Source organism: Desulfocurvus sp. DL1XJH-121 (assembly GCF_054819825.1).
Genome location: NZ_JBTVWW010000004.1, coordinates 136,672 through 149,888, shown reverse-complemented (window position 1 = coordinate 149,888; position 13,217 = coordinate 136,672). Strand labels below are relative to the sequence as shown.

At 64.1% G+C, this 13,217-nt stretch carries 12 protein-coding genes, 1 tRNA gene and 1 pseudogene; 10 read left to right on the top strand and 4 right to left on the bottom strand.

Going from position 1 to position 13,217, the window contains the following annotated elements:
- Nucleotides 1-26: 26 nt before the first annotated feature.
- The 4 genes and pseudogenes from ACYYG1_RS04645 to ACYYG1_RS04630 all read left to right on the top strand — a co-directional run.
- On the top strand, nucleotides 27-362 hold the full coding sequence (locus tag ACYYG1_RS04645; RefSeq protein ID WP_461209117.1) for a MerR family transcriptional regulator: 336 nt from the start codon (nucleotides 27-29) through the stop codon (nucleotides 360-362).
- Between the two features lie 111 nt (nucleotides 363-473).
- Nucleotides 474-704, top strand: a complete 231-nt coding sequence (locus ACYYG1_RS04640) for a nicotinamide mononucleotide transporter (protein ID WP_461209116.1) — start codon at nucleotides 474-476, stop codon at nucleotides 702-704.
- A gap of 106 nt (nucleotides 705-810) precedes the next feature.
- A tRNA-Pro gene (locus ACYYG1_RS04635) sits at nucleotides 811-887 on the top strand.
- A 225-nt stretch (nucleotides 888-1,112) separates the two neighbouring features.
- Nucleotides 1,113-1,592 (top strand): annotated as a pseudogene (locus ACYYG1_RS04630) (sce7726 family protein); the annotation flags it as partial.
- A gap of 49 nt (nucleotides 1,593-1,641) precedes the next feature.
- On the opposite strand, the gene ACYYG1_RS04625 reads toward ACYYG1_RS04630, so the two are convergent.
- The 3 genes from ACYYG1_RS04625 to ACYYG1_RS04615 form a co-directional block, all read right to left on the bottom strand.
- Entirely contained in the window at nucleotides 1,642-2,694 is a 1,053-nt protein-coding gene (locus ACYYG1_RS04625; RefSeq protein ID WP_461209115.1) for a beta family protein, read from the bottom strand.
- A gap of 357 nt (nucleotides 2,695-3,051) precedes the next feature.
- Nucleotides 3,052-4,614, bottom strand: a complete 1,563-nt coding sequence (locus ACYYG1_RS04620; RefSeq protein WP_461209114.1) for a hydantoinase B/oxoprolinase family protein — start codon at nucleotides 4,612-4,614, stop codon at nucleotides 3,052-3,054.
- A gap of 27 nt (nucleotides 4,615-4,641) precedes the next feature.
- Nucleotides 4,642-6,612 (bottom strand): hydantoinase/oxoprolinase family protein, encoded by a 1,971-nt coding sequence (locus tag ACYYG1_RS04615; RefSeq protein WP_461209113.1) that lies wholly within the window; start codon nucleotides 6,610-6,612, stop codon nucleotides 4,642-4,644.
- Between the two features lie 363 nt (nucleotides 6,613-6,975).
- Between ACYYG1_RS04615 and ACYYG1_RS04610 the strand changes: the two genes are divergently transcribed.
- The 5 genes from ACYYG1_RS04610 to ACYYG1_RS04590 all read left to right on the top strand — a co-directional run bounded on the left by ACYYG1_RS04610 (nucleotide 6,976) and on the right by ACYYG1_RS04590 (nucleotide 11,060).
- Nucleotides 6,976-7,956, top strand: coding sequence for a TRAP transporter substrate-binding protein (locus ACYYG1_RS04610; RefSeq protein WP_461209112.1), 981 nt, complete (start codon nucleotides 6,976-6,978; stop codon nucleotides 7,954-7,956).
- 4 nt (nucleotides 7,957-7,960) lie between these two features.
- Nucleotides 7,961-8,446: a TRAP transporter small permease subunit gene (locus ACYYG1_RS04605; RefSeq protein WP_461209111.1), complete on the top strand. Its 486-nt coding sequence runs from the start codon at nucleotides 7,961-7,963 to the stop codon at nucleotides 8,444-8,446.
- Nucleotides 8,436-9,770 (top strand): TRAP transporter large permease, encoded by a 1,335-nt coding sequence (locus tag ACYYG1_RS04600; RefSeq protein WP_461209110.1) that lies wholly within the window; start codon nucleotides 8,436-8,438, stop codon nucleotides 9,768-9,770. Before ACYYG1_RS04605 ends, ACYYG1_RS04600 begins: the two co-directional genes overlap by 11 nt.
- Before the next feature lie 167 nt (nucleotides 9,771-9,937).
- A complete protein-coding gene (locus tag ACYYG1_RS04595; RefSeq protein WP_461209109.1) occupies nucleotides 9,938-10,351 on the top strand; it encodes a thioredoxin family protein in 414 nt (137 codons plus the stop codon).
- Nucleotides 10,352-10,355: 4 nt separating this feature from the next.
- Nucleotides 10,356-11,060: a cytochrome c biogenesis CcdA family protein gene (locus tag ACYYG1_RS04590; RefSeq protein ID WP_461209108.1), complete on the top strand. Its 705-nt coding sequence runs from the start codon at nucleotides 10,356-10,358 to the stop codon at nucleotides 11,058-11,060.
- A 94-nt stretch (nucleotides 11,061-11,154) separates the two neighbouring features.
- On the opposite strand, the gene ACYYG1_RS04585 is transcribed toward ACYYG1_RS04590, so the two are convergent.
- Nucleotides 11,155-12,012, bottom strand: a complete 858-nt coding sequence (locus ACYYG1_RS04585) for a PHP domain-containing protein (RefSeq protein WP_461209107.1) — start codon at nucleotides 12,010-12,012, stop codon at nucleotides 11,155-11,157.
- A 180-nt stretch (nucleotides 12,013-12,192) separates the two neighbouring features.
- Between ACYYG1_RS04585 and lplA the strand changes: the two genes are divergently transcribed.
- Nucleotides 12,193-13,170 carry a lipoate--protein ligase gene (lplA, locus tag ACYYG1_RS04580; RefSeq protein WP_461209106.1) on the top strand — a complete coding sequence of 326 codons (978 nt, stop codon included), beginning with the start codon at nucleotides 12,193-12,195 and terminating at the stop codon, nucleotides 13,168-13,170.
- Nucleotides 13,171-13,217 lie beyond the last annotated feature (47 nt).

The following is a 13,217-nucleotide window of genomic DNA, read 5'->3' as shown; positions in this document are numbered from 1 at the left end:
GCGGGAGCCGCGCAAGGGGGAACCGCATGGGCAGGACCTACCGCATCGGCAAGGCCGCAAAGCTGCTGGACCTGAACACGTCGGTGCTGCGCTATTGGGAGAGCGAATTCCCCCAGATCCGGCCCATCCGCACCCCCAAGGGCCAACGCCTGTACAACGACGGGCACCTGGAGCTGTTAAAGCGCATCCAGTACCTGCTGCACGACGAGGGCCTGACCATCGAGGGCGCGCGCAAGCGCCTGGAGCTGGACCAGCGCGCGGCGGACGAGGCCAACCCCGACGCCAAGGTGGACGCCCTGAAACGGGAGCTGCACGACGAGCTCCTGGAGCTGCGCAAGCTGCTCAGAAATTCCGAGACATGAAACCCCGGCCCGGCCGGGGTTTTTCTTTGGCGCGGGGCGCGACCTTGGGGTGCGCGAGGGCTGCCTTTCGCGGCCTTGTGTCGTATGCTCGGGCCAAACAGGGAGATAGCCATGGAAACAGCGCTGACGTGGATACTGACCTGCCTGAGCATCACCGGGGTGATACTGACCGTGAAGAAGAGCCGCATGGGCTACGCCTTCTTCGTGGTGGCCAACGCTGGCTGGATCACCGTGAACATCCGCAACGAAATCTACGCCCAGGCCTTCCTCTTCGCGGTCTACACCTGCCTCTCGGTCTGGGGCTTCATCGAATGGACGCGCAAGCCGCCCTGCAAGGACTAGCGAACCGTTTCCACTAATTGCGCACGCCCCGCAAAACAGGGTTGACTTTCCCGCGTCGAAGCTCTAGGTATTCCTTCCCCGCGCGCAACAGCGCGTGAGACTCCGTCGGGATGTAGCGCAGTCTGGGAGCGCACTTGAATGGGGTTCAAGGGGTCGAAGGTTCAAATCCTTTCATCCCGACCATGAAGATCAAGGGCTTACGGTGAAAACCGTAAGCCCTTTTTCGATTATTACTATATTTATAATATTTCTCTATGTATCCAGCTGATTACAATAATTACATAGTCACTATCAAATGGGCGTTCTCTTTTTGCCGATGACTTTTTTGGGGTCTAGACCATAGAAAAGGCAGATAGCTGCTTGCTTTTCTACGCGTTCACCCCATAAAGTCTTCGGACAGGTGCGACAATGCGAGATCAAGATATTCGACAGGCGCTCCATTCAACCATGCTCGCCGGGTTCCACTCGGATGGGTCATTAGTTCTTGACGAACTAGGCCTTTGCAACGGAGCGACCCGTGTAGATATTGCAGTAATTAATGGTCAAATTCATGGCTATGAAATCAAAAGTGACAAAGACACTCTTGAACGCCTGCCTCGACAAATTGAACTTTATAGTCAAGTACTAGACACAGCGACTTTGGTTGTCGGCATGGCACACTTGGAACACGCCCTTGAAATGCTACCCGCATGGTGGGGCGTGATCCTGGCAGAAAGCCATCGAGGCGAAATAATTTTAAATAAAGTGCGCACTGGGGCAGCTAACCAAAGTGTGGATTCCTTTGTTTTGGCCTCGTTTCTCTGGAAGCATGAGGCATTGGAACTCTTACACCGGCATGGCATCGACGGACAGGACAACAAACCTCGCAAAATTCTCTGGGCTAGGCTGGCTGAGGAACTTGACCAGCAATCTCTGAACCAAGCTGTCCGCCAAGCGCTTAAAGCACGAGGTAATTGGCGAGTTGCCTTGAAACAAACGTCAGATGGTGATTCACACCAACCTCGACCCATGTCGACGAGTTGCCTGGCCCCCTCGTGCGATGATGGGCACAGTTGTCAATATATCTATCCCCCTCCGAGAACATAGGGCCACAGTATTCGATCCGTTCCACGACCTGTTTTGCAAGATCGTGGTACTGCTCGAATCCATTCCGCTTTGTACTCTTGCCCTTAACAACCAACCAATGTTCGTCCGTTGTGTAGCGAATCTTCGCTGAGACATCCATGTACGGCTCAAAATCGAAGGGCACAGCAGAACTAATGGCGTAGTCTCCAAAAGAGGGCCTCCGCATAAGACCTCCCCCTTTTACCATCTGGGTCCACAGTATCCATGCGTTACGAGGAAGCAGAGCCGAGTCCTGCGGCCGTACATTTAGCGTTTCCGGATAGCCTGTGCCCGCGAGGGTAAAAGTCTTCCATTCCCGCAGATGGGCAACGCCGTTCACGAGGCCAACGACGGTCTGAGGAGCGCCAAACATGAGCGGTGGCACGGCACCAAGGTCAAAAACAAGGTGTACGTTGCCTGGCTGAACGCCGAGCAAGGCAAGCAAGCTAGAAAGGCCGTCATTTATTGCAAGCAGTGACGCGTTGCCAACCTTGATTCGGAAGCAAACCTCACCATTTGTGAGAGGCATCAATTCCCGCACAGCGGCCTTTTCCTCCTGTGACCTCTCCAAGCCTGTGACAGGGATAGGCGCTCCGCCTACGCTCGCAAGGACATGAATGATAGCCGGAAGCCACGGAAACAACTGCGGAGACAAACGCACTCCATCCAGAAAAATGGTCCCAGGATGTGGCCACGCGACGCCAAACGAATCAATGGCGTGGCCCAGAATGTCTTCCTGTGTGACTCGTTTCTTTGTCTTAGCAAAAAGTTCCTTCTGGACCTCAAACAACGGAATCATGTTCCCCGCGAGATCAGCTTCGAGCGCAGCTAGCCCTTTAAATTCACCAGCTTTTGTCTGAAGAATTGGTACGTAAAGGCTCGGCATGGAATCCCCCCTTGCACATTTTTTACGCTTGTAGCTAACTAAAAAGCTGTCTTTTAATATCGCATAATGCAACTTTTGATGTCATAAACGAATACCCCCATAGTCTATCAGTTCATAATCAGGCAACCACTTTTTCTAATTATTCTTATCCAGATAGCAACCTTCCAACTAAATCGCCCCTTATCCGAATGTTAGACTACAACACTGGGCCAACAATACAGATAATTTTAATGTTACGATATAATTGATGCCTATAGCGTTGCCCTGTCGCCACACGCAACGAGGGCTTCAAGCATTAGCTTGAAGCCCTCGTTATTACCTTTGCAGCAGAACGTTACCCTCAGCCAGATTGTAGAATTACTCCCCCCAGCCCCCGCCGCCAGGGGTTTCCATGCGGATGATGTCGCCTTTTTTCAACGGGGTGTAGAATTTGCCCGGCTGGGGCAGGGTTTGGCCGTCGCGGATCAGGACGTTGAAGCCGGGCTGGCCGGGCTGGCCGCCCGCCAGGCCGTAGGGGGCGTGGTCGCGGCGTTCGGAGAGGACCGTGATCTCGCAGTCCGAGAGCAGCTCGATCTCGCGCACCAGGCCGGAGCCGCCCGGGTGCCTGCCCGCGCCGCCCGAGCCCCGGCGCACCGCGTAGGTGTTCACGCGGAAGGGGTAGCTGTATTCCAGGGCCTCCACGGGCGTGTTCAGCGTGTTGGTCATGTGCGAGTGCACCGCGCTCTCGCCCGGGCCCTTGGCCGACGCGCCCATGCCGCCCGCCAGGGTCTCGTAGTAGGCGAACGGCAGGCCCGTGCGCTCGTCCATGCCGCCGATGGTCATGTTGTTCATGGTGCCCTGGCTGGCCGCGGGGATCAGCTCTGGCACGGCCCGGGCCAGCGCGCCCAAGACCACGTCCACCACGCGCTGGGACGTCTCCACGTTGCCCCCGGCCACGGCCGCCGGGAACTTCGCGTCCAGGATGGAGCCCTTGCGCGTGAGCACGGTCAGCGGCTTCAATATCCCCGCGTTGGTGGGCACGTCGCCCTGAATCAGCGACCGGAACACGTAGAGCACGGCCGAAAGGGTGATGGAGCGCACGGCGTTGACGCTGCCGCCCACCTGGTCGCCCGAGGCCGTGAAGTCCAGCTCGGCCTCGTCCCCGCGCACGGTGAGCGTCACGGAGATGGGCACGTCCCTATCCTCCAGGCCGTCGCCGTCCATGACGTCGGTGAAGGAATAGCTGCCGTCGGGCAGCGCGGCCACGGTCTTGCGGCAGAAGGTCTCGGCGTAGTCCACCAGGCTCCCCGCATAGAAATCCACGGTCTCGCGCCCGTACTTGGCCATCAACTCGCCGAGCCGCCGCACGCCCGTGACGTTGGCCATGACCTGGGCCGCGAAGTCGCCCTCGCGCTCCACCGGGGTGCGCACGTTGTTCAGGATCAGGCGCATCACCGGGCCCACCATCTCGCCGCCCTCCACCACCTTGGTGGGCGGGATGATGATGCCCTCCTGGTACAGGGACGATGACAGGGGCATGGACCCCGAGGCCATGCCGCCCACGTCCGCGTGGTGCGCGCGGTTGGCCACGTAGAACGCGGGCGCGTCCGCGCCCTCCTCGAACACCGGGGCCACCAGGGTGATGTCCGGCAGGTGCGTGCCGCCCTTGAAGGGGTCGTTGAGCATGACCATGTCCCCGGGCGCGAAGTCCACGGCCTCGATGGCCGACTTCACGGACAGGGGCATGGACCCCAGGTGCACGGGGATGTGCGCGGCCTGGGCGATCATGTCCCCTGCGGCGTCGAACACCGCGCAGGACAAGTCGCGCCGCTCCTTGATGTTCGGGGAGAACGCCGTGCGCGTGAGGGTCACGCCCATCTCCTCGGAGATGGCCGCGAAGCGGTTCTTGAACACTTCCAGCAGGATGGGATTCGCTTTCATATCTGTTCCCCGGGCCGGGACCGGCCCCTAGTCGATGTCGAAGATCAGGTTGCCCCAGGCGTCCACCCGGCCCTTGGCGAAGGGCGGGATGACGATGGTGGAGCTGTACTCCACCAGGATGGCCGGGCCGTCCACGCGGTTGCCGGGCAGGAGCTTGTCCCGGTCGATGATGCGCGTCCGGGTGGGGCGCGAGTCGAAGACCGTCTCGGTCTCGCCCAGGACCGCCGCCCCGGGCATGGCGTCCGCCAGCTCCCCGGCCTCGGGGAATTCCGGCTTCTGGGGCAGGCCGCGCGTGCGCAGGCGGATGTTGACCACTTCCACGGTCTTGTCCGGGTTGCGGTAGCCGTACTTCTGCTCGTGCAGGGCCGCGAAGCGCTCCACCCAGTCGTCGCCGAAGGGCACGATGATCTCGAAGGACTGGCCCCGGTAGCGCATGTCCAGATAGCGCTCCACCAGGATGTCGGCCTCGGCGAAGCCCTCGGCCATGAGGTCCGCGCGGCCCTGGGCCTCCAGGGGGGCGAAGAGCCCGGCGATGTCCCCGGCCGTGGCGTTGTGCTGGTCGCGCATCACCGTGAGGGAGTAGTCCTTGATGACGTCGGCCATGACCATGCCCACGGCCGAGAGGATGCCCGGGTTCTTGGGCACGAAGAGCTTGGGGATGGTCAGCAGCTTGGCCAGGAAGGCGCAGTGCATGCCGCCCGCCCCGCCGAAGGAGAACATGGTGAACTCGCGCGGATCAAAGCCGCGCTCCACGCTGATGACCCGGATGGCCCGCTCCATGTTGGCGTTGGCGATGTCCAGGATGCCCTCGGCCAGCTCCACGGGGGAGAGCCCGGCGCGCGCGGCCATGTCCTCCATGGCCGCGTTCAGCTTGTCGGTCTGAAGGGTCATCTCGCCGCCCAGGAAATGCTCGGGGATCAGGCGGCCCAGGTAGAGGTTGGCGTCGGTGACGGTGATCTCCGAGCCCTTGCCGTAGCAGATGGGCCCGGGGTCAGCGCCCGCGCTCTCCGGGCCCACGGTCAGCGACCCGCCCGCGTCCAGGCGCGCGATGGACCCGCCGCCCGCGCCCACGGTGTGGATGTCGATCATGGGCACCTTCACGGGATAGCCCTCGATGGACGACTCCAGGGTCAGTGGCAGCTCCCCGTCGATGAGGGCCACGTCCGAGGACGTGCCGCCCATGTCGAAGGTGATGAGCCGCTCGCAGCCCGCCATGCGCCCGATGGCGTGGGCGCCCACGGCCCCGCCCGCCGGGCCGGAAAGGATGGTGCGCACGGACTCGCTCATGGCCGTCTCCGCGGAGATGGAGCCGCCGTTGCTCTGCATGATGCGCAGGGTTTGCCCGCCCACGGCCTTTTGCAGCCGCGTGAGGTACTTGGACATCTTGGGCGAGACGTAGGCGTTGATGGCCGTGGTGGAGGTGCGCTCGAACTCGCGGAACTCGGCCAGGATCTCGTGGGACACGGACACGGGCAGGCCCAGCTCCGTGAGGGCCTCGCGCACCAGGTTCTCGTGCTCCGGATTCTGGAAGGAAAAGAGCAGGCACAGGGCCACGGACTCCACGTCCTGTTCCTTGAGGGCCGCGAGCACAGGCGCGAGGCTCTCCCGGGACAGGGGCTCCACGATCCCGCCGCGCTGGTCCACGCGCCCGGGCACGCCGAAGCGCAGTTCGGGCGGCACGATGTGCGGGGTGCGGCGGTAGGAAAGGTTGTACAGCTCGCGGCGGTTCTGGCGGCCGATCTCGATGACGTCCTCGAAGCCCGCGTTGGTGATCAGCGCGGTTTTCACGCCCTTGCGCTCCAGGATGGCGTTGGTGGCCACGGTGGAGCCGTGGACCACGGACACGGGCCGCCCGGCGGCGATGTGCTCCAGGCCCCGGATCACGGCCTCCGACGGGTCGCGGGGCGTGGACAGGCGCTTGTGCACTCCCCAGGAGTCGCCGTCCTTGTATATGAAATCCGTAAAGGTTCCGCCCGTATCCACTCCGACAATGAGCATCGATCTTCCTCCGCGACAGGTCTGTGGGCTGGTTGGCAGGGCGGCAGGGACGCCGCCGGGACCGCCTCATCAAGCAAGGAGCATTCCACTCGCGCCCCCGGGCCCGCGCAAGCGGTGGCCGGGGCTCCCTCGTGCGCGCGCTCCGATCTTTATGACAATTTTCAGTACTTGCCCATTATTTTTTGGACATTATTGTCCAACTTGAATACGGTTTCCCATCATTTATGCAGCGTATCCCAAGGAATGCCGCGCCCCGGGCGCATGGCATCGTCCTTGCTTTACTTATGGCGTGCACACGGGCAACCGCGTCCGGCCATCCGCCCGGACGCCTCAATACACATTTCTAACCCCAAGGAGTCCACGGTGCTCAAGAAATTCGTTCTCCTGACGCTGTTTATTCTCGGCTCGGCCATCCCGGCCCTGTCCGCCGACACGGTCAAGATGGACTGCAACGCCATCTACGGCGCCAGCAACTTCCACTCCCAGGGCGCCGTGCTCTTCGCCGACACGGTGAACAAGTACACGGACGGCTCCGTGACCATCGCCGTGCACCCCGGCGGCAGCCTGGGCTTCAAGGGCCCCGAGCTCCTCAAGGCCGTGAAGGACGGCGTGCTGCCCATGTCCGACATCCTGATGGGCGTGGTGGCCGGCTCCGAGCAGATTTTCGGCCTGAGCTCCATGCCCCTGGTGGTGGACAGCTACGACGAGGCCAGGAAGTTCTATGACGCGGCCAAGCCCTACTACGAGAAGGCCTGCGCCAAGTGGAACCAGAAGCTGCTCTACGCCGCGCCCTGGCCTCCCAGCGGCCTGATCACCAAGCAGCCCGTCAACACCATCGACGACTTGAAGGGCCTCAAGATCCGCACCTACGACAAGAACGGCGCGACCTTCCTGTCCATGGCCGGGGCCAGCCCCATGAGCCTGCCCTGGGGCGAGTTGTACTCCGCCCTGCAGACCGGCCTGGCCGACTCCGTGCTGACGTCGGCCGTGTCCGGCAAGGACGGCAAGATGTGGGAAGTGCTCGGCAGCTTCACCAAGATCTACTACGCCCACCCCCTGAACATGCTGGTGGTCAACCTGGACTACTGGAAGGCCCTGTCCAAGGACCAGCAGGCCGCCATGCTCAAGGCCGCCGCCGAGGTGGAGCAGCACCAGTGGCAGGCCTCCATGGACAGCAACAACGAGTCCCTGAAGGCGCTCAAGGACAACGGCATGGCCATCGCCGACGGCTCCCCCGAGCTGATGAAGGCGCTCAAGGCCAACGCGGGCAAGATGCTCGACGAGTTCAAGGCCGGGGCCAAGAAAAACACCAAGGCCGCCCTGGATGCCTACCTTGGCAAGTAAGTCCATGCGGACAATCATTCGCTTCATCGAGGGCCTCTCCGCGGGGGGGGCCCTCCTTTCCTCCCTGGGCATGGTCTTCATCGTGGGGCTGATCCTGCTGGAAACCGTGCTGCGCGCCTTCTTCAACACCTCCACCCTGGTGGCCAGCGAATACGGCGGCTACGCCCTGGTGGGGCTGGTGCTCTTCGGCCTGTCCTACACCATGCGCGAGAACGGCTTCATCCGCATCACGCTGTTGTACATCCACCTGCCCAGGCGGGCCCGGCGCGTGGCGGACATCCTCTGCGGGCTGGCGGCCTGCGCGCTGACGGCGTTCCTGCTCTTTTTCTCGGTGCAGATGGTCTATGAAACCTGGGGCCTGGAAATGACCGCGGACTCCATCTCCGAAACCCCGCTCTGGATTCCGCAGCTGTTCATCCCCCTGGGGCTCCTCCTGTTCCTGCTCCAGTGCGCGGCCTACGTGGCCAAGAGGCTCCTCGATGATAAGTGATCCCCTGTTGTTGACCATCTGCCTGGTCCTGTTCATGGCGCTTCTTCTGGTCTGCAGCCTGTGGATCGGCTTCTCCCTCTACGCCACCGCCGTCTTCGGCATGCTCATCTGCAAGCTGAACCTGCCGCCCACCATGTCCGTGTGGAACAAGATTGGCGACCTGATGGCCAACTCGGTCTGGAACTCCATGAATTCCTGGTCCCTGTCGGCCCTGCCCCTGTTCATCCTCATGGGCGAGATCCTCTACCGCACGTCCATCTCCACCAGGCTCTTGAACGGCCTGGTGCCGTGGCTCTCGGCCATTCCCGGGCGGCTGTACCACATCAACGTGGTGGCCTGCTCCCTGTTCGCGGCGGTGTCCGGCTCCAGCGCGGCCACCACGGCCACGGTGGGCAAGATCACCTACAACGAGCTTTCCTCGCGCGGCTACGACAAGAGCCTGTCCATCGGCTCCCTGGCCGGGTCGGGCACCCTGGGCTTCCTCATCCCGCCCAGCCTGATCATGATCATCTACGGCATCCTCTCGGACACCTCCATCGGCCAGCTGTTCATCGCCGGGATTCTGCCGGGGCTCATGCTGGCGGGCGTCTATTCCGCCTTCATCGCCTTGCGCTGCGCCATGAAGCCCGGGCTGGTGCCCGAGTCCGACGAGACCTACACCTGGGGCGACCGGCTGCGCAGCCTGCGCGACCTGTTCCCGGTGTTCCTGCTCATCGTCATCGTGCTCGGGGGCATCTACGCGGGCCTGGCCACGCCCACCGAGGCCGCGGCCCTGGGCGTGGTGGGGGCCGTGGGCATCGCGGCCTGGTTCCGGAACCTGACCGTCAAGGGCCTCATGGAGGCCTTCCGCTCGGCCGTGAAGACCAGCGGCATGATCTGCTTCATCATCTCCGGGGCGGCGTTCCTGTCCCAGGTGGTGGGCTTTCTGGGCATCGCCACGGCCCTGTCCCGCTACATCGCCGGGCTGGGCCTGTCGCCCTACATGCTGATGCTGGTGCTGGGGCTGATGTACGTGGTCCTGGGCATGATCCTGGACGGCATCTCCATCGTGGTCATGACCCTGCCCATCGTCCTGCCCATCGTGGTGGGCGCGGGCTTCGACCCGCTGTGGTTCGGCATCTTCGTGGTCTTCATGGTCGAGCTGTCCCAGATCACCCCGCCCGTGGGCTTCTCCATCTTCGTGATCCAGCACATCTCCCACGAGGACGTGCGCTCCATCCTGGTGGCCACCTTCCCCTTCTTCCTGATCATGGTGCTCATGGTCATCATCGTGACCCTGTTCCCGGAGCTGGTTTTCTACCTCCCGCAAAAAATGGTGGGGTAGACTGATGGGCAAGGCCGACGGGCCGCCCCGCGAATCCCGCTCGAAACGGGTCCCGGCCATGGTCCGGGACCCGTTTCTTGACTTGGCCAGGATTTCGGATATCTTACGTTTGGCAATTTTGCCAAATATAATTGCGCCCACGGGCGCCACGCCCACAGGAGCCACGCTTGCCCGCCAAACACCGCTCTGCGCCGCCCATCGCCATGCGCCTGACGGCCACGATCGTCCTTGCCATCCTGATTTCCCTCTCCGCACCGGCAAGGGCGGGGCAGCTGGAAGTGGCCCCCGAGGACGTACCCGTGCAGGGCATGGTCACCCTGGTCGACATCGGGGCCAAGAAATGCATCCCCTGCAAGATGATGGCTCCCATCCTGGACAAGCTCGAAGCGGAGTACCGGGGCCGGGCGGCCATCCGGTTCATAGACGTCTGGGAAAACCGCCGCGCGGGCGAGATGTTCGACATCCAGCTCATCCCGACGCAGATTTTCTACGACGCCGCAGGCAAGGAAGTGGACAGGCACCAGGGCTTCCTGGCCGAGGACGCCATCAAGGCCAAGCTCGCCCGGCTGGGAGTGGAATAGCCCCATGGATTCGCTGTTCGTCACCATCAACGCCTGGATCACGGGCGGGACCCTGCTGGCGGCCCTGGGCAGCCTGCTGTGGGGCATGGTCAGCGTCCTGTTCAGCCCGTGCCACCTGGCCTCCATCCCGCTGATAGTCGGCTACGTGGGCGGGCAGCGGCGGCTGGTGGAGGGCCGCCTCGCGGCGCTGTACGCGGTCCTGTTCTCCTGCGGGCTGTTCCTGACCATCGCCGCCGTGGGCGTGATCTGCTCCTGGCTCGGCTCCATGATGGGGGAGATCAGCCCCTATTGGACCGTGCTGGTGGGGCTGGTGCTGGTCTGGCTGGCCCTGGACATGCTCGGGGTGGCGGCCTGCTCCGTCTCCGGGGGCCTCATGGCCGGGCTGAAGGTCCGGGGGGCATCGGGCGCGTTCATTCTCGGCCTGGCCTACGGCGTCCTGTCCGGGTCCTGCACCTTCGGCTTCATCGCCCCCATCCTGGCCATCATCACCGTCCAGGGCGAACTCCTCCGGGGCACGCTGTACATCCTGCTCTTCGGCCTGGGGCACTGCATCCCCATCGCCGTGGCGGGCAGCTCCACGGCCCTGGTGCGCCGCCTCCTGGACAACAGCGCCTGGCAAAGGGGCAGCGGCGCCTTCCGGCGCCTGGCCGGGGGCGTGGTCGCGCTCATCGGGCTCTACTTCATCGTGCAGCCCTTCTGGACGGGTTGAACCCGGCCCCGGGCATTCACAGACGCGCAACGCACGAGGGGCGTCCCGATCCGGGGCGCCCCTCGTGCGTTGCGTGCCGACGGCCCGGCGGCTACTACAGGTTCACGGCGTCCTGGGCCAGGGCCAGGGCGCGCTTGCAGCGCTTGGCCGCGCCCTCGCGCAGCACGCTCTGGAATTCCCGCAGGATGGTGCAGCAGTTGCGCGAGGCCTGCGGGCTGACACGCTGCAGGATATGGGGGGTGAAGTGGACGCGCCGCGCCAGGAGGTCGAAAACGGCCTCGCCCGGGGCGGGCTCGTGCTCCGTGCGGCCCACGATGTACTGCTGCCCGGGGTGGTGGGCGTCGGAGCCCACGGACCAGCCCGTATGCTGCCCGCCGCGCAGGTGCAGGGGCAGGTCCAGGGTCAGCCCGAGGTTCTCCACGGTGTTGGGGAACAGGGGCGTGATGCGGCTGACGTGCATGCGGTGGCTGATGTTCAGGGCCGAGCCGTTGTGGATCTCCACGTAGTCCACGTCGTTCAGCAGGTTCAGGTAGTCCCGGCGGGACAGGACCCGGCCCGCGCCCGTGCGGCCGATGTGGAAGGGGTGCGGCACCAGGGCCAGCGCGCCCATGTCCCGGGCCATGCGCCCCACGTCGCGCACGGGCCAGAAGAAGGTGCGCGTGGCCGCGAGGCCCCGGCGCAGGGCGTCCTCGTCCCGGAACAGGAAGATGATCTCCACGCCCTCGGCGCTGACCTCCTCCACCCCCGGCAGGATGGCGGCGTCCGTGTCCCGTGCGGCCTCGGCCAGACGCAGGTAGGCCGTGAGGGGCTGCTTGAAAGCGTGCTCCGTGGAGGCCACGCAGTGCAGGCCGTGGCGCTGGAAACCGGCCGCACAACGCCTGAGCCGCAGGAGATTCCTCCTGCCGCCGCCGTCACCGATGTTGGCATGGAAATGCAGATCGCACAGGATCATGAATGGTTCCCGACCGACGCGGGAATAGGCCCGGACAGCCCGCGTCAGTTGGAAACCTATATTCAGCCCCACCCCCTGTCAAGCGGCGGTTTTCGCCTGCGCATTGCCTTTCGGCGCGCTTCCCCGTATGCCGGAAACGGATCGCGGGCCTCCCCGCCGGACACGAACCACAGGAAACGCATGCGCTTCATCCACAACACAGGGACGGACCCGGCCTTCAACCTCGCGGCCGAGGAATGGCTTTTCGCCAACACGGACCGCGACGTGTTCATGCTCTGGCGCAACGCCCCGGCCGTCATCGTGGGCCGTAACCAGAACACCCTGTCCCAGATCGACGAGGAATTCGTGCGCCAGCGGGGCATCCCGGTCATCCGCCGCCTCACCGGGGGCGGGGCCGTGTTCCACGACCTGGGCAACGTGAACTTCACCTTCATCAGCCTCGCGCGCGGCGGGCCGGACCTGGACTTCGGCCGCTTCACCGAGCCCATCCTCGCGGCCCTGCGCGCCATGGGCGCGCCCTGCGAATTCGACGGGCGCAACGACCTGGTCATGGATGGCAGGAAATTCTCGGGCAACGCCCAGCACGTGGCCGGGGGCCGGGTCCTGCACCACGGCACCCTGCTCTTTTCCGCCGAGATCGCGGACCTCTCCGGGGCCCTGCGCGTGGATCCCGAGAAATACCGCGACAAGGCCGTGCAGAGCGTGGCCAAGCGCGTGACCAACATCGCCAGCCACCTGCCCGAGCCCATGGACGTGGAGACGTTCATCACCCGCCTCATGGCCCTGGTGTCCGAGGACGCGGCTGGCGGCGACCTGTCCCTGGCCCCGGGCGAGACCGGGGCCATCGACGCCCTGGCCGAGGCCAGATACCGCACCTGGGACTGGAACTACGGGCATTCGCCCAAATACGGCTTCACCCGCTCCACGCGCACCCCGGGCGGGGTGCTGGAGGCGCATCTGGAGGTGCGCGACGGGGTCATCCGGGGCGTGCGCCTGTTCGGAGACTATTTCGGGGTCCGCGACGTGGCGGAACTGGAGGGGAAGCTCCTGGGCTGCCGCCACGAGCGCGACGCCCTGGCCCATCGCCTGCACGGCGTCCCTCTCGGCGACTACCTGCGCGGAGTCGAGCTCCCCGCCTTCCTGGACTGCCTGTTCTAGGACGCCGGGGCGCTGTTCCATTTTCGACCACCGCCCCCGCCGCCCAC